14 protein-coding genes and 1 pseudogene are annotated in these 16,480 nt (G+C 60.0%); 10 read left to right on the plus strand and 5 right to left on the minus strand.

Annotated features, from left to right (window positions below; genetic code table 11):
- Positions 1-6: 6 nt before the first annotated feature.
- Complete coding sequence (gene sfnG / locus JFT63_RS05685) at positions 7-1,131, minus strand: dimethylsulfone monooxygenase SfnG (protein ID WP_198843503.1); 1,125 nt, start codon at positions 1,129-1,131, stop codon at positions 7-9.
- 199 nt (positions 1,132-1,330) lie between these two features.
- Between sfnG and JFT63_RS05680 the strand changes: the two are divergent.
- A pseudogene (locus tag JFT63_RS05680) lies at positions 1,331-1,496 on the plus strand (monooxygenase); the annotation flags it as partial.
- A gap of 124 nt (positions 1,497-1,620) precedes the next feature.
- On the opposite strand, the gene JFT63_RS05675 reads toward JFT63_RS05680, so the two are convergent.
- A complete protein-coding gene (locus JFT63_RS05675; RefSeq protein WP_198843504.1) occupies positions 1,621-2,406 on the minus strand; it encodes a sulfite exporter TauE/SafE family protein in 786 nt (261 codons plus the stop codon).
- A 198-nt stretch (positions 2,407-2,604) separates the two neighbouring features.
- Between JFT63_RS05675 and JFT63_RS05670 the strand changes: the two genes are divergently transcribed.
- The 3 genes from JFT63_RS05670 (at position 2,605) to JFT63_RS05660 (ending at position 4,395) form a co-directional block, all read left to right on the plus strand.
- Entirely contained in the window at positions 2,605-3,126 is a 522-nt protein-coding gene (locus JFT63_RS05670; protein WP_057702906.1) for a DUF3455 domain-containing protein, read from the plus strand.
- 85 nt (positions 3,127-3,211) lie between these two features.
- On the plus strand, positions 3,212-3,730 hold the full coding sequence (locus JFT63_RS05665; RefSeq protein ID WP_057702905.1) for a sigma-70 family RNA polymerase sigma factor: 519 nt from the start codon (positions 3,212-3,214) through the stop codon (positions 3,728-3,730).
- Complete coding sequence (locus tag JFT63_RS05660) at positions 3,727-4,395, plus strand: anti-sigma factor (protein ID WP_198843505.1); 669 nt, start codon at positions 3,727-3,729, stop codon at positions 4,393-4,395. Before JFT63_RS05665 ends, JFT63_RS05660 begins: the two co-directional genes overlap by 4 nt.
- Position 4,396: 1 nt before the next feature.
- Here the strand turns inward: JFT63_RS05660 and JFT63_RS05655 are convergent, their stop codons facing one another.
- Positions 4,397-5,698 (minus strand): ATP-binding protein, encoded by a 1,302-nt coding sequence (locus JFT63_RS05655; RefSeq protein ID WP_198843506.1) that lies wholly within the window; start codon positions 5,696-5,698, stop codon positions 4,397-4,399.
- 3 nt (positions 5,699-5,701) lie between these two features.
- Positions 5,702-6,403: a response regulator transcription factor gene (locus tag JFT63_RS05650; RefSeq protein WP_005788610.1), complete on the minus strand. Its 702-nt coding sequence runs from the start codon at positions 6,401-6,403 to the stop codon at positions 5,702-5,704.
- 228 nt (positions 6,404-6,631) lie between these two features.
- Between JFT63_RS05650 and JFT63_RS05645 the strand changes: the two genes are divergently transcribed.
- The 6 genes from JFT63_RS05645 (at position 6,632) to JFT63_RS05620 (ending at position 14,025) form a co-directional block, all read left to right on the plus strand.
- Entirely contained in the window at positions 6,632-7,774 is a 1,143-nt protein-coding gene (locus JFT63_RS05645; protein ID WP_057702902.1) for an efflux RND transporter periplasmic adaptor subunit, read from the plus strand.
- A 6-nt stretch (positions 7,775-7,780) separates the two neighbouring features.
- Positions 7,781-10,879 carry an efflux RND transporter permease subunit gene (locus tag JFT63_RS05640; RefSeq protein WP_057702901.1) on the plus strand — a complete coding sequence of 1,033 codons (3,099 nt, stop codon included), beginning with the start codon at positions 7,781-7,783 and terminating at the stop codon, positions 10,877-10,879.
- Between the two features lie 183 nt (positions 10,880-11,062).
- Positions 11,063-11,704 (plus strand): DUF1345 domain-containing protein, encoded by a 642-nt coding sequence (locus tag JFT63_RS05635; RefSeq protein WP_198843507.1) that lies wholly within the window; start codon positions 11,063-11,065, stop codon positions 11,702-11,704.
- Positions 11,705-11,776: 72 nt separating this feature from the next.
- Positions 11,777-12,616 carry an AraC family transcriptional regulator gene (locus JFT63_RS05630; RefSeq protein ID WP_198843508.1) on the plus strand — a complete coding sequence of 280 codons (840 nt, stop codon included), beginning with the start codon at positions 11,777-11,779 and terminating at the stop codon, positions 12,614-12,616.
- 54 nt (positions 12,617-12,670) lie between these two features.
- The gene (locus JFT63_RS05625) at positions 12,671-13,270 is read left to right on the plus strand and encodes a LysE family translocator (protein WP_057702898.1); all 600 of its coding nucleotides are present in this window, start codon (positions 12,671-12,673) and stop codon (positions 13,268-13,270) included.
- A 281-nt stretch (positions 13,271-13,551) separates the two neighbouring features.
- Positions 13,552-14,025, plus strand: coding sequence for a hypothetical protein (locus tag JFT63_RS05620; protein WP_057702897.1), 474 nt, complete (start codon positions 13,552-13,554; stop codon positions 14,023-14,025).
- A gap of 56 nt (positions 14,026-14,081) precedes the next feature.
- Here JFT63_RS05620 and JFT63_RS05615 read toward each other — a convergent pair whose 3' ends face one another.
- The gene (locus tag JFT63_RS05615; RefSeq protein ID WP_057702896.1) at positions 14,082-16,349 is read right to left on the minus strand and encodes an autotransporter outer membrane beta-barrel domain-containing protein; all 2,268 of its coding nucleotides are present in this window, start codon (positions 16,347-16,349) and stop codon (positions 14,082-14,084) included.
- Between the last annotated feature and the right edge of the window lie 131 nt (positions 16,350-16,480).

Here is a 16,480-nt window from a genome sequence, read left to right on the forward strand (position 1 = left end):
CCCGCGCTAAACCAGGCTAGCTACTTTTTCGTTAACGTTTTTCGCGAGCAAGCTCGCTCCTACACCCGCCTCGACCTCCAGCTCGCGCACCAGCGGCAAGACCCGTTTGCCGAAATACTCGACTTCTTCCTGAAAGTGCAGGAAGCCAGCCAGCACCAGGTCCACGCCCACCGCCTTGAGCGCGACGATGCGCTCGGCGATCTGCTGCGGGGTGCCGATCAGGTTGGTCTTGAACCCATCGTTGTATTGCACCAGGTCTTCAAAGCTGGACTTGGCCCAGTTACCCTCACCTTCCGGCGAGGCCTTGCCCGCTTGCCTGGCAGCATCACCGAAGGCGTTGACCGCTTCCGGGTCGGCCTTGTCGATGATCTCCGCCAGCACGGCCCTGGCCTCTTCTTCGGTGTCGCGGGCGATGATAAAAGCATTCACGCCTACTTTCACCGAATGGTGATTGGCGGCGGCCTTGGCACGAATATCATCGACCTGGGCCTTGATACCTTCGGGAGTATTGCCGTTGGTGAAATACCAGTCCGAGACCCGCGCGGCCATGTCCCGCGCCGCCCTTGAGCTGCCGCCCTGGAAGATCTCGGGCTGCCCCAGGGGCTTGGGTTTGAGGGTGTAGTTGTTGAAGCGGTAGAAGTCGCCCTTGAAGGTGAAGTCATCCTGGGTCCAGATACCTTTGAGGCTGCGGATAAATTCTTCGGAACGACGATAGCGCTCATCATGCTCCAGCCAAGGCTCACCAATGGCCTGGAATTCGCCCTTGAACCAGCCGCTGACGATGTTCACCGCGATCCGACCGTTGGTGAGCTGGTCGATGGTCGCCAACTGCTTGGCGGCCAGCGCCGGTTGCCAGGGGCCGGGCAGGATCGCCGCAATCACCTTCAGCGTGGTGGTGGCGGCCAGCAGCGCATGGCTGAATGCCACGGATTCATGCTGGTTTTCGGCGCCGTAACCGGCGGTGAAGCGGATCTGGGTCAGGCCGTATTCAAAGCCGGCAGCTTCGGCCAGTTGCGCCAGTTTGCGGTTGTAATCGATGCCCCAGTGGGTGCGCTGTTCGATCTTGCTGACCACCAGCCCACCGCTGACGTTGGGCACCCAATAGGCAAATTTCACGGCTTGCTGACTCATCGGACGGTACCTCGCACAAAGGGATGTCCTGTGGCTTACGCAGCAAGCGTGCCAGGCCGCGCAAACGCCCTCACCACAAGCGCTGCGCTAAAAAAAGCACCTCGAATCAGTACGACGCTGGTGTCAGGTATCGCAGCGGTTTGTCGATCCACTGTTGCTGGAGCAACACCGAATCGCCCCTGCTCACCGTAAACAGGGGAGCAAAGTCCCGGCGGGCAAGGCGCTGGACCGACATTGGCGCAACGCACGGACGGTCTTTGCACAATCCGCTGATCTACAAGGCGCGCATCGTGGGTGACTGGGTGATCAATGGGACAGAACCACCGTTTGTATGGCAAATCGGCGACGGCCCGGCGAAGGCCTGAAGCCGATCGCGCTCAAACTGTGGGAGGGGGCTTGCTCCCGATAGCGGTGTGTCAGACTTGGAGGTATTGACTGACACTCCCTCATCGGGGGTAAGCCCCCTCCCACATTTGGAGCACATGCGGCTCAGAACGCCAGCTTGTACCCCACCGCCATCAACATGACCGCCAGGCACGGGCGTAACACGCTGTCGGAAATCTTGCCGGTCATATGGCTGCCAAAGTAGATCCCCGGCAACGAGCCCATCAGCAAGAAGCCCAGCAGGTGCCAGTCCATGTTGCCCATGCTGGCATGACCCAGGCCCGCCACCAGGGTCAGGGGCACGGCGTGGGCGATTTCGGTGCCCACCAGGCGGCGCGTGGCCAGGAACGGGTACAGAATAAACAGCGCCACCGTGCCGAGGGCCCCGGCGCCAATGGACGTCAAGGCCACCATGGTGCCGAGCACCGCGCCGGTCACCACGGTCAGGGCGTTCAGGTTGCGCGGGCGCATGTGGTAGTCATCACCGGCATGTCGCTGAGCAAAGGCCAACAGGCTTTTCTTGAACAGGATCGCCAATGCGGTCAGCAACAGCACAAAGCCCAGCGCCTGCTTGATCACCGCATTCATCGCGCTGGGGTCGGTGTGCAGGCTGGCAATGAACCACAGCGTCAAAAGCACCGCAGGCACACTGCCCAAAGTCAGCCAGCCAGTGATGGTCCAGTCGATATTGCGGTTCTTGCTATGCACCAGCACGCCACCGGACTTGGTGATGGCGGCATACAGCAAGTCAGTGCCCACCGCAGTGGCCGGATTGATACCAAACCACAACAAAATCGGCGTCATCAGCGAGCCACCACCGACACCGGTCATGCCCACGATAAAACCAACGATCAGGCCGGCAACCACGAAACCAATATTACCCACATCCATTACAGCTACCTGCAGCCTTATAAATTTCTGGGCGCAGGATAGCGATTTTTCTTATAACCACTTATACCAATATGATCTGACTTTATGCCTTTTCATCGTATGCACTCCAAACTTTATTTTCTAAACGCTGCATCCAATTGATCCGCTCATGGGTAATACCTTCAGTAACCGTGCTGTTCTACCCAATGGAGAATCACCATGAACGCTAAAGCCCTGCTCTGCTTCACCGGTTTGCTTATCGCCAGCCCCGCCACCTTTGCCCAGGCCGGCCTGCCTGACAGTATCAAGGTGCCCCAGGGTCACAAGATTGCGATGGAGACCACAGGCATCGGCGAAATCACCTATGAGTGTCGCGACAAGGCCAATGCTGCAGGCCAGACCGAATGGACCTTTGTCGGCCCCAAGGCCGTGCTGAATGATCGCAGCGGCAAGCAAGTAGGCACCTACTTCGGCCCACCGGCGACCTGGCAGGCCAAGGACGGCTCCAGGATCACCGCCACGCAATTGGCCGTGGCGCCATCGAGCCCGGGCAACCTGCCCTATCAACTGGTCAAGGCTAATCCGGCTGAAGGCCAGGGCGCGATGACTGGCGTGAGCTATATACAGCGGGTTGCACTCAAGGGCGGCGTGGCGCCGAGCAGTGAATGCACCGCCGCCGACAAGGGCAAGCAGGAAAAGGTGAAATACCAGGCCGACTACATTTTCTGGGTATCCAACTGAGCAAACTCGACTACGCTGCCCAAAGGAAATTGCATCCCTCAGTGCAGGCGACGTGCTTGCATGGGGGTTGCCTTGAGGAAGTCATGTGTTTGATTACGAAGCCTGCCTGTCGGCCTGCGCCCGTGGCGATCAACAGGCCCTGCGCCGCTTGTACGAGCAAGACAGCAGCCATTTGCTGGGCGTAGCGCTGCGCATCGTGCGTGACAAGGGGCTGGCCGAGGATGTGGTGCATGACGCATTTATCAAGATCTGGAACGGAGCCGCCGGTTTCGACCTTAGCCGAGGCTCGGCGCGTGGATGGATGTTCAGCATCACTCGGCACCTGGCACTGAATATCGTGCGCAATGCCGGCCGCGAGATTGCCTTGAGCCAAGCGCACGAACCACACGCCGAACCTGCCGAAACCTTTGAGTTCACGGCACGCTCGGGGCAGATCCACACCTGCCTGGCGCACCTTGATCCGGCACGCCGCCGGTGCATCCTGCATGCCTACGTCGACGGCTATTCTCATAGCGAAATCGCGGAGAAACTAGGCACCCCACTGGGGACGATCAAAGCCTGGATCAAACGCAGCCTCGCCGCGCTCCGGGAGTGCATGGCATGAACAACGACGAACTGGCCAGCGAATACGTATTGGGCACGCTGCCCCCTGAGCAACGGGCCGACGTTGAGCAGCGCATCGGACACGACAGCGCGCTGCGCAAGGCGGTGGATGCCTGGGAGCAGCGCCTGTTGCCGCTGACGGCGCTGGCCGAACCGGTGCCTCCCTCCCCGCAATTATGGCGGCGCATACAAAGCACACTCGCGCCACCGCCGGCCTTTGTCTCCTGGTGGAACCTGCTGGCCCTATGGCGTGGCCTGGCCGCCGCTGGGCTGGCGGCAAGCATCGTATTGGCGACGCTGTTGCTGACCCGCCCGCCTGCCGCCAACCCGACCTTTGTGGTGGTACTGGCGGCGCCGCAAGGCCAGTCACCCGGTTGGGTCATCCAGGCCAGCAATGACCAGAAGATCCAGTTGATTCCCTTGGGAGTGGTGCAAGTGCCAGCGGACAAGGCCCTGCAATTCTGGACCAAGGGTGACGGCTGGCAAGCGCCGGTGTCCCTGGGTTTGGTCAAACCGGGGCAGACGCTGTCGATGCACTTGGACAACCTGCCGCCGCTTACGCAAAACCAACTGTTCGAGCTGACACTTGAAGGCCCAGCCGGCTCACCCACTGGCAAGCCGACCGGGCCGATCCAAGCTATCGGCCGCGCGGTCAAGGTGCTGTGATCTACCTCTGAGTCGGCAACCACAGCCGAAACCGCGCTCCGCCCAGCGACGACGCCAGCGCCGTCAAGGTGCCGCCCTGGGCCTCCAGGGCGCGCCGGCTGATCGCCAGGCCCAGGCCAAAGCCGCCGGTGGCGCGGTCGCGGCTGCGGTCCAGGCGGTAGAACGGTTCGAAGATGCGCTCGCGCTGGTCCACCGGTATGCCGATGCCGTCGTCATCCACCCAGATTTCGCAGCCGTTGGGACACACCTTGACCCCCACCTGGATGCGTTTATCGCAGTAGCGCGTCGCATTGCGCAGCAGGTTCTGCAAGGCGCGGGCGGTAAGGCGCGGGTCGAGGCTGAAGCGCTCGACGCTGCAGTCCAGCGCCACGTCGATGACGATCTCGGGGTTTTCCAGCTCGTCGTCGACGCTGCCCAGCACGCTGTCGATAAACTCATCGAGCGCCACCTCGACGCGTTCGGGCAATTGCGCAGGATTTTGCAGGCGGCTGTAGGAGAGCAATTCCAGCACCAGCTCATCCAGCTCGCGAATATGCGCCACCAGGCTTTGCAGGCGCTCGCGGCTGGCGGGGGGCATGTCTTCGGAAAGCGCCAGGGCCAGGCCGAAATCCAGACGCGTGAGCGGTGTGCGCAGTTCATGGGAGACCGCATTAAGCAAGTCGCGCTGTTGATTGAGCAGGTGCTCGATATCGTCGGCCATGGTGTCGAACACTGCGGCCAGGCTGCCGATGCTGGAGCTCGGCAGAAGCCGCGTACGCTCCCCAAGATGGCCCTTGCCCAACAGCGCGGCGGTGCTTTTGAGGCGCTCCAGGTCACGCCAGTGCGGACGCAGCCACACCAACAGGCACGCCAGCAGTGCTGCGCCAACCAACACGTTCATCGACCAGTACAGCAGGTTCATGTCCAACGGGTCCGGCGGGATCGTCAGCTTGACCGCGAACTGCTGATTGATCGGCGAGCTGATTTCTTCCATCCAGCCCCACTCGCCCAGGCGAATCACCGGCTTGCCTTGCTCCAGCAGTTGTTCTTCCTGAGGTGTATAGCGGGCGTCCTGGCGCAGCAACAATTGAACCTTCAAGGGCGCAAAATCGCGGCTCAACTGGTCGGTCACCTGGGACCAATGCTCTACCGGTGCGCGCTGGTACTGCTTGACCATAAGCTTTTGCAGGCCACGGGACTGTTCGATGTTGTAGTTCATGTAGCGGTGTTCGAACAGCTGAATCACCAGCTTGGGAATCAGAAAGATGGCGGCGCTATAGGTAATGATGGTGATCAGGTAGAGGCGAAGCAGCACACGGAACATGATTCAGCATTCCCACTCGGAACGGCTGAACAGATAACCCTTGCCCCACACGGTCTTGATCTTGCGCGCTTCGCCGGCGTGGTCGTCAAATTTGCGCCGCAGTTTGGAAATGGCCACGTCTACCGAGCGGTCGGTGCCGTTGAACTCGATGCCGCGCAGGCGTTGCAGGATCTGGTCGCGGCTGAGCACTTCACCGGCGTGGCGCGCCAGTACGACCAGCAGGTTGTATTCGCCGCTGGACAGTTCCACCGCCTGCTCGCGCCAGGTGACGGTGCGCTCCGACAGGTCGATGCACAGGTTGCCCATGATGATCCGGTCGTTGGCCACCTGGGGTTCAGACAGGCTGCTGCGGCGCAGCAGCGTGCGCACCCGGGCCAGCAGCACGCGCGGCTCGCAGGGTTTGGTTACATAATCGTCGGCGCCCATTTCCAGGCCCAACACCTGGTCGTGGCTGTCGTCGCGGGCAGTCAGCATCAGAATCGGCAGGCCCGCCGAGTCGGCGCGCAACAGGCGGCAGACTTGCAAGCCATCCAGGCCCGGCAGCATCAGGTCGAGGATCACCAGGTCCGGCGGGTTCAGACGTGCACGTTCGCGTACGTGGTCGCCACGGCTGAGCACGCTGACGTGATAGCCATTGCGTTCCAGGTAGCTGGCGATCAGCTCGGAGAGTGCGGCGTCGTCTTCGACCAGAAGGATGTTGGGCATGAAGGTGTTTCCAATGAATACTGTTTGCTGGGTGTACGGGGATCCAATGTGGGAGGGGCTTGCCCCCTCCCACATTGAACCTTCAATAATTGCAGGATTGTGCAAGGATATACGCCCCCTGCCGACTATGGGCTGCACCTTACACTTCTTCACACACGACCTACATAGCTTCACAGCACCACGGCGCAGGTGTCCTTAGGATGCGCCAGTCAATATTGGGATAAGAGCATGTCGAAGAATCTATTTGCGCCGTTTTGCCTGTTGGCCCTCACACTGGCGCTGAGCGCGTGTGGCCAGTCTGCAGACGAGGCGCCACAAATGCCCCTGGCCAAAGTGCGCATCGAAACCCTGCAGGCCAAGCCCCTGTCCATTACCAGCGAACTGAGCGGGCGTATCGCCGCGCCGCGTATTGCCGAAGTGCGCGCGCGGGTCGCCGGTGTGGTCATGCAACGCGTGTTCAAGGAAGGTCACGATGTGAAACAGGGCGATGTGCTGTTCCGTATTGACCCGGCGCCGTTCAAGGCTGACCTGGACAGTGCCCAGGCCAACCTCAGCAAGGCCGAGGCCAATGCATTCCAGGCGCGCCTGCAAGAGCAGCGCTACAGCCAGTTGGTCGAGGGCAACGCCATCAGCGGGCAGGAATACGACAACGCCCGCGCCACACTGCGCCAGACCAACGCAGAGGTTGCCGCGCAAAAGGCTGCGGTCGAGCGCGCCAGGCTGAACCTGGGCTATGCCACCGTGACCGCGCCGATTTCCGGGCGCATCGGTCGCGCCCTGGTAACCGAAGGCGCGCTGGTCGGCCAGAACGAAGCCACGCCGCTGGCAATTATCCAGCAGTTGGACCCGATCCATGCTGACCTCACCCAATCCACCCGTGAGCTGAACGACCTGCGCCGCGCCTTTCGTGCCGGGAGCTTGAAGCAGGTCGGCCAGGACCAGGCCAAGGCCACGCTGATCCAGGACGACGGCAGCCTGTACCCGTTGCCGGGCAAACTGCTGTTCGCCGAGATCAGCGTAGATCCCGGCACCGGGCAGATCATTTTGCGCAGCGAGTTCCCCAACCCGGATCTGGACCTGTTGCCCGGCAGCTTCGTGCGGGTACGCCTGGAACAAGCGGTAGACAAGCAAGGCATCAGCGTGCCGCAACGCGCCATCACCCGTGACAGCGCCGGTATCCCGATGGTGTTGCTGCTGGACGCCGAGCAGACCGTCAGCCAGCAGCCGGTGGAACTGGGTGCGGTGATCGAGGACCGCTGGATCGTCAGCAGTGGCCTCAAGCCCGGCGATCGCATTATCGTCGAGGGTCTGCAACATGCACGGCCCGGCGAAAAAGTTGAAGTGGACGACAGCCCGCTCGTAAAGGAATAACCCGTCATGCCGCAGTTCTTTATTGACCGCCCGATTTTTGCCTGGGTGGTGGCCCTGTTTATCCTGCTGGCCGGCTTCCTGGCCATCCCGCAGTTGCCGGTGGCTCAGTACCCCAACGTCGCGCCACCGAAGGTGGAAATCTACGCGGTGTACCCGGGCGCGTCGGCCCAGACCCTGGACGAAAGCGTGGTCAGCCTGATCGAGCAGGAGCTCAACGGCGCTGATCACCTGCTGTATTTCGAATCCCAAAGCAGCCTGGGTTCGGCGACGATCACCGCGACCTTCCAGCCGGGCACCGACCCGGAAATGGCCCAGGTGGATGTGCAGAACCGCCTCAAGGTCGTTGAGCCGCGCCTGCCCCAGGCTGTCACTCAACAAGGCTTGCAGGTGGAAAAAGTCTCCGCCGGGTTCCTGCTGCTGGTGACCCTGACCTCCAACGACGGCAAGCTCGACGACGTTGCGCTCAGCGATTACCTGGCGCGCAACGTGATGAACGAGCTCAAGCGTCTGGACGGCGTCGGCAAGGCGCAGTTGTACGGCGCCGAGCGGGCCATGCGCATCTGGATCGACCCGCAGAAGCTGATCGGTTTCAACCTGACGCCGGCTGACGTCAACGCCGCGATCAGCGCGCAGAACGCCCAGGTCTCGGCGGGCAGCATCGGGGACTTGCCGGGCACCAATACCCAGGAAATCACCGCGGCGATTCTGGTCAAGGGCCAACTGTCGACGCCGGCGGAATTCGCCGACATCGTGCTCAAGGCCAACCCCGACGGTTCCACCGTGCGCATCGGCGATGTGGCGCGCGTGGAAGTCGGCAGCCAGGAATACCAGTTCTCCACGCGCCTGAACGGCAAGCCCTCCACCGCCGTCAGCGTGCAGCTGTCGCCCGGCGCCAACGCACTGAGCACCGCAACCCTGGTGCGGGCGAAGATGGATGAACTGTCGCGCTACTTCCCGGCCAATGTGGAATACAAGATTCCCTACGACACCTCACCGTTCGTCAAGGTCTCGATCACCAAGGTGGTTTACACCCTGCTGGAAGCCATGGCGCTGGTGTTTGCGGTGATGTTCCTGTTCCTGCAGAACGTGCGCTACACCCTGATCCCCACGCTGGTGGTGCCGATTGCATTGATGGGCACCTTTGCCACCATGCTGTTGCTGGGCTTCTCGATCAACGTGCTGACCATGTTCGGCATGGTATTGGCCATCGGCATCCTGGTGGACGATGCCATTGTGGTGGTGGAAAACGTCGAGCGCATCATGGCCACCGAGGGCCTGTCGCCCAAGGACGCGACCAAGAAAGCCATGGGCCAGATCACCGGCGCCATCATCGGTATTACCCTGGTGCTGGTGGCGGTGTTCCTGCCGATGGCTTTCATGCCGGGCTCGGTGGGTGTGATCTACCAGCAGTTTTCGTTGTCGATGGCCACCTCGATCCTGTTCTCGGCGTTCCTGGCCCTGACCTTGACCCCGGCCCTGTGCGCCACCTTGCTCAAGCCGATTGCCAAGGGCGAACACCACGCCAAGGGCGGGTTCTTCGGCTGGTTCAACCGACGCTTCGAGCAGCTTACCGACCGTTATGAAGGCTGGGTGGCCTATGCCCTCAAGCGCAGCGGCCGCTACCTGCTGATCTACCTGGTATTGCTGGTGGGCATGGGGCTGTTGTTCAGCCGCCTGCCCTCCTCGTTCCTGCCGGTGGAGGACCAGGGTTACACCATCACCGATATCCAGCTGCCACCCGGCGCCAGCAAGAACCGCACGGTGCAGGTGGCCGAACAGATCGAGGCGCACAACGCAGGCGAACCTGGAGTGGGTGATACCACCATGATCATGGGCTTCAGTTTCTCCGGTTCCGGGCAGAACGCGGCGCTGGCGTTTACCACGCTCAAGGACTGGTCTGAACGCGGCAGCGATGACTCGGCGGCGTCGATTGCCGACCGCGCCAACATGGCCTTCAGCGAGCTCAAGGATGCGATTGCCTATGCGATCCTGCCACCGCCGGTGGATGGCCTCGGCACCTCCAGTGGTTTCGAGTTCCGCCTGCAGGACCGTGGCGGCGTTGGTCATGCCGGCTTGATGGCAGCACGTACCGAACTGCTGGACGCCGCGGCAAAAAGCCCGATCCTGGCCAACGTGCGCGAAAGCGCCCTGGCCGAAGCCCCGCAAGTGCAGCTGGAAGTCGACCGCAAGCAGGCCAATGCCCTGGGCGTGTCGTTTGCCGATGTGGGCAATGTGCTGTCTTCCGCGATCGGCTCGGCTTATGTCAACGACTTCCCCAACCAGGGTCGTATGCAGCGGGTGGTGGTGCAGGCCGAAGGCGACCAGCGCAGCCAGGTGGCCGACCTGATGAAGATCAACGTGCGCAACAACGCGGGCAAGATGGTGCCGCTGTCGGCCTTTGTCGAAGCCAAGTGGACCCAGGGCCCGACGCAGTTGACCCGCTACAACGGCTACCCGGCCATCGCCATCAGCGGTGAGGCGGCGCCGGGGCACAGCACGGGCGAAGCCATGGACGAAATCCAGCGCCTGGTCAGCCAGTTGCCTGCCGGGCTGGGCCAGGAATGGACCGGCTTGTCCTTGCAGGAACGCTTGTCCGGCTCCCAGGCGCCGCTGCTGTTGGGCCTGTCATTGCTGATCGTGTTCCTGTGCCTGGCGGCGCTGTATGAGAGCTGGTCGATCCCGACCTCGGTATTGCTGGTGGTGCCACTGGGCGTACTGGGTGCGGTGCTGGCGGTCTCCTTGCGCGGGATGCCCAACGATGTGTTCTTCAAGGTCGGCCTGATCACCATCATCGGCCTGTCGGCGAAAAACGCGATCCTGATCATCGAGTTCGCCAAGGACCTGTATGACCAGGGCGAGGACTTGATCGACGCCACCTTAAAGGCTGCGCGGTTGCGCCTGCGACCGATCATCATGACCTCGCTGGCGTTTATCCTCGGCGTGGTGCCATTGGCAATTGCCACCGGGGCCAGTTCGGCCAGTCAGCAAGCGATTGGTACCGGTGTGATTGGCGGGATGATCACGGCGACATTGGCGGTGGTGTTTGTGCCGGTGTTCTTTGTGGTGGTGATGAAGCTGGTGCGCAAGCGCCATAAGCTAAACTGATCATCGCCGCAGCCAAATGTGGGAGCTGGCTTGCTTGCGATGACGGCGGCACAGGCAACATAAGTGTTACCTGAACCAACGCTATCGCAGGCAAGCCAGTTCCCACAGGGTTATTGATTGCATTCATGATCAGGTACACCCGAATAAGCTATGGTGCTCACACATAGTTCTTTGTGAGCCACCATGCCCTTCCTTGCCCGCACCCACCCTCGCCTCTCATCCGCAGCCGTACTGGGCCTTGCCGTGGGCATTCTGGTACCGGCTGACACCCTCGCCAGCAAAGTCCTGATCGGCTGGAACATCGGCGTCTGGACCTACCTCGTTTTGATGCTATGGCTGACCATTCGCGCCAAGGCCGAGGACGTCAAGCGCATCGCCGAAATCGAAGATGAAAACGCCGGGCTGGTGTTGTTCATGGTGTGCATCGCCGCCATCGCCAGCCTGGCCACCATCACCTTCGAACTGGTGGGCAGCAAGGACCTGGCCGCTTCCGAGCGCCTGCTGCACTACGGTTTCACCGGGCTGACGGTGATCGGCTCCTGGCTGTTGATCGGGGTGATTTTCAGCGTGCACTACGCCAGGCTCTATTACACCTGGCAAGGCAAGGAGCCGGCGCTGCGCTTTGCCGAAGGCTTGCTCACACCCAACTACTGGGACTTCCTGTATTTTTCCTTCACCATCGGCGTGGCGGTGCAAACCTCGGATGTGGGCGTCGCCACCCGTGGCCTGCGCAAGGTGGTGCTGGGGCAGTCGTTGATCGGTTTTCTGTTCAATACGGCGATCCTAGGTTTCTCGATCAACATCGCCGCCGGCTTGTTTGGCTAGACTGCACAAATCTTCTAGACGCCCTCCCCGTTGTCGGCGCCAATTGCACATTACATTCAGCCTCGGTGTTGTATGCGCGCGCACAATTGGATCGACCTGAACCAGGACGCCGACACCGGCATCGAGACCCTGCGCGCGCATTTCGAGGGCCATGCCTACGACCCCCATTGGCATGACAGCTATCTGGTGGGCGTCACCGAACAAGGCATACAGCAATTCAACTGCCGGCGCACGCGGCATGACAGCGTGCCGGGCCAGGTGTTTCTGCTGGAGCCTGGTGAGATCCACGATGGCCATGCGCCTACTGTCGATGGCTTCACTTACCGCATGCTCTACCTCGACCCACATTGGCTGGAACGGGAAATCTGCAGCGTATTCGAGGAAGCGCCCGCTCACCATCAGTTGAGCTTCGCCCGCACCCTGGCCAACGACCCACGCCTGGCCCTGGCCACCAGCCAGGCATTTCACAGCTTGCACCACAGCGAACTGCGGATCGTACGGCAAAGTGCTCTGGACCAATTGCTGGAACGCCTGACCGGCCAGCTCTACTGGCGCATGCGCTACCGCGACGATCCCCGTTTACCGCGGGTGGCCCACAAGGCACGGGACTACCTGCACGCCCACCTGCATCAGGATATAGGCATGAACGAGTTGGCCCTGGCGTGCGGTGTCGATCGCTTTCGCCTCAGCCGCGCCTTCAAGAGCGCCTTCGGCCTGGCGCCCCACGCTTACCTGGTGCAACTTCGGCTCACACGTGCCCGGCGTTTATTGGCCAAGGGCGAGCAGCCGGCAGCGGTGGCGATGGCCCTGGGCTTCGCCGATCAAAGCCATCTGGGCCGCTGGTTTGTGCGCGCCTACGGCCTGACACCCGCCGCCTACCGAAAGCGCTGCTCAAATCTTCCAGACAGTTAACCGCCAGGCTTGTGAAGATCGACTCCATCGATTGGTCCATCGGAGTCACCCACCATGCTGTCCACGTTCGTGCCGTTCATGCTGTTCGCCTTCGTCGCCTGCATTACCCCTGGCCCGACCAATATCCTGGTGCTGAGCAACAGTGCCCGTTACGGTTTCAAGGCCACACTGCCAATTATTCTGGGTGCCTGCGCGGGAGCGGCGGGGATTGTGCTGCTGGTGGGCTGCGGGGTGGGCCAGTCTCTGGTGCAAGTGCCCAGGGTGCAAACCGTGATGCAGTGGGTCGGTGTGGCTTGGCTGAGTTACCTGGCGTGGCGGATTTTCAGCGCACCGCCGCATGTCATGGAGGAGCAAACAACCCATAAGCGACTTGGCCTGCTTGGAGCCGCGAGCTTGCAACTGATCAATCCCAAGTCCTGGATGATGGCACTTGCAGTAGTTAGCGTGTTTGTCGGCGACGGTACTGAGCAACAAAAACAAGTGCTGTACGTGTCTCTGATATTTTTCCTGATTTCACTGCCGTGTTTGAGTACTTGGGCATTGTTGGGTGTGGCATCAGGCCGGGCGCTGGCTTCTGCCGGAGTGATAGTAGGTTTCAATAGATGCATGGGAATAGTACTGCTGGGATCGACCTGGCTTGGCGCCCTCACCTGAACCCGTTCTTTTCTCCGAGAATACTTAGTAAAAAAAGAACTAAAAATAGTGTTTTATACAACCCAAAAATCAATTGCATGGTAGTCAGGCCCTTTGATTCGCGCCACGTTGGCGCACCTACTAGAGCGCGAAACAAACGGTGCTCATTCATGAATTGCGCGATTCGTATACTGTCAGTTATGACAGTTTACAGCGCAGGTCTTCTGCGATCTCATAACTAAGCCATCGCTTGCGGAGCACCCGCTGCTTTCGCCTAACTGGTCACTCATGGAGACACAATCATGTCAGCACACAGTGCAACGTTAACACCTCACCAACAACGGGCCTTGTTTCCAAAATCGAACAGCGCTCAAGGAAGCTTTACAGTTTCCGTCGACTCGAACGCCATCACCATCCAGACGAAGGATATCGTGCACGACACCACAAAGCATATGTATGGCATTACTGGCCGGAACGCTGAAGCAATTAGCGATACCGTGAGAGAAATTTATATACAGTTCGAGGACACCACTGCGGCCGGGACGGTTTTTCATCTGGAGGATAGTGAGTTCACTAACACCAGGGTCTGGTTCAGCGTCGATACAGGCATTAACAAATACGCCGTACGCGTCGTTACAGGCACCCTGGTCATTCAAGAGCTTTCGTCTCAAGGAATTCATATTTCACTTGCTTGCACTGGCAGCACCGAAAGAAACCCTTCGGGAAAATCACACGCTATGGTCATCAATGCAGATCTTCACACCGGAACATGGTGAACAAAACATCAAAAAAAGCCCGTATCCTGCGATACGGGCTTTTGACAATGCATTAGTTACCAAGTGTAGCGAACCCCCACATTCGCCCCCCAAGGTTGCTCAACTCGACCACCGCTGCTGTGCTCGAGGTCGGCATGCAGTTGCAGGTTCTGCGAGAGTTTTACCGCCATACCGGCGCCAAACTCAGCGCGAGAGCCGGACAAGTCGTTGTTGAATACATTGTTATTCACCGAGACTTTATTGTTATTGGCAAACTCATGCACCATCGCCGCTCGCAGATAAGGTTGTACAACACTCCCCGTATCGAGCTGGATGTCACGCCCAACGGTTGCGCCAGCCTTGGCCATGATTGAGCGCGTACGTTCGCCCTTGGCTTCCAGGCCGTTATCCAGGTTGTAATTGGCGCCCTGGATCACCACGGTGGACATTTGCGCGTAAGGCTCGATAAAGAACCCGTCATCCAACTTGATGTTGCGGCCGAATTCGGCCGACAAGCCGCCCCCGGTATTGGTGTACTTGCCCTTGGACGACGTACCGTCACTCAGACCCACCTTGGACTCATTCTGGAACCGGTTGACCTTGGCCACCGCATCGAAATACAGGCCGCTTTCCTCATCCAGCCAAGTCGCATAAGCACCCAGGTAGTAACTCTTCACATTACCGGAGGTGCCGCGCTTGAGGTTCAGGTCAGAGGTGCTGTGGCCGGCCATCACACCCACCAGCCACTGACTGTCGGCCAACGGCGTGTCGGTACCCAAAGTGAAGCCCTGCTGGTTCTGGCTGTAGCCAATCCCGGTGCTATCAGACACTTCGTACTTGTTGCCATAACCACGGATCCACACACCCGCCTGGGCAGGATCGAAACGCAGCTCCCCCATACGCGAACGCAGGGAAGTCGCCTCGCCGTACCACACGGTCGGTGCGGTGTTGAACAGCGCCAATACCGAGCGGGTGCCTGGGCTGATCACGCGGTTGTTCGGGTCGAGAAACCAGTCGGTCCCTTCCTTTTTCAGGCCATAGGAGTAAGCGCCGACGTCAACCACATCGCCCACCAGGGAGAACTGCGCGTCACCGCCACCGGTGTGTACAACGCGGATATCCTCCGGGTTGGTCGGTTCCGCACCGCTGGCCGCGAGCAACAGTTTGTGATCGCCCTTGGCCTCGCCCTCGACGTTCAAGAAGTCCGTAACGCCACGAGCGAAATCGGTGCCCATGACGAAAGTGCCGTTGCCGTCAAGGCTGTCAACGTCCAACTGGTAGAACGCATGAGTCTCACCGAATTTCACCGTACCGCCGGCCAGGCTCAAGGCGCCGACCTGGCTGTCGCCGGTCAACTCCCAATAAGACTGATCGCCTATGGCAAGGCTGGTGACATTCTGCATCTGGCCCGTCAGCCCGGCACGATTTTGCAAGCTTAGATGCGCGGTGCTGCCTTGCTCGACGATAACGTCGCCACGCAAATCGCTGTTATCGACATTCATAGATGCCACGGCACCGCCGTTCACTTCCAGCAATATGCCGTTACCGCCTGTCAGAGTCGAACCGTTGCGCACGTCGATCTCAACGGTCGGAACCCTGCCTGGTCGCCCCTCGACGAGAATAGCGGAGCCTGTGCGGCCTTCTACATGGGAGTTGTCCAGTACCAGCTTGCCAACCTCAGCGTTTTTCAACTGGTTGGTCACCACGACACCATTCTTGCCGCCGATCAGTGTGCTTTGACTCGCGGCAACCAATGCACCGCCATCCAATCGAACACCAAAACTGTCCGCGCCGGTACCTTCCACCCAGGTGTTTTGGTTGAAATGCAGTTCGCTGTTGCCTTGGGCCGTGGCCCCCCCGACAACGCCGAAGATGTTGCTACTCAATACCTTGGCAACCCCTCCTTGAAGGGAGCCTGCACTTTGAAATACTTGCAGTCCGAAGTTGGTATGACTGATCAGGTTGCTGTCGATAATTGTCGCAGTGCTGTCATCCAGGCGCAGGGCTGCCCACGTTGGGTTCCTGGATTCCACATGGGCGCCTGTGAGGCTGACGGTTGAACCCTGGGTAGCGCGAATATCCTCTACGCGGCTGCCTGGATTTATAATCAAAGCCGAATCATTGACGATGATACGTTGCGCTCTGGCGCCATTAAGTGTCAGTTCGGCTTTCCAATCCAACTGCCAATCATTGGCTGACTCACTCGAATCAATTGTTTTGCTCTCACCGATTAAATGGCCGGCTTGGGCTGCTCCTGAAACAGCCGCCAACATACATAAAGTTATCGTTGGTACTTTCATCATAGCGCTCAAAGGCTTGAGCTTAAAGTTGGGCAATACGTGCATGGCTGATCACTCTCTGGGGTAGAGTCTTGGATAACGGCTTGGCTCGTTCCCTCGGAATGGAGCCTTACCTGTGCGACGCAAAGAGTAAGGATCAGACACCCCAAACACTGTAGGATTTATCTTAGATAACA

This window comes from Pseudomonas sp. MF7453, assembly GCF_016405455.1.
GTDB lineage: Bacteria > Pseudomonadota > Gammaproteobacteria > Pseudomonadales > Pseudomonadaceae > Aquipseudomonas > Aquipseudomonas paralactis.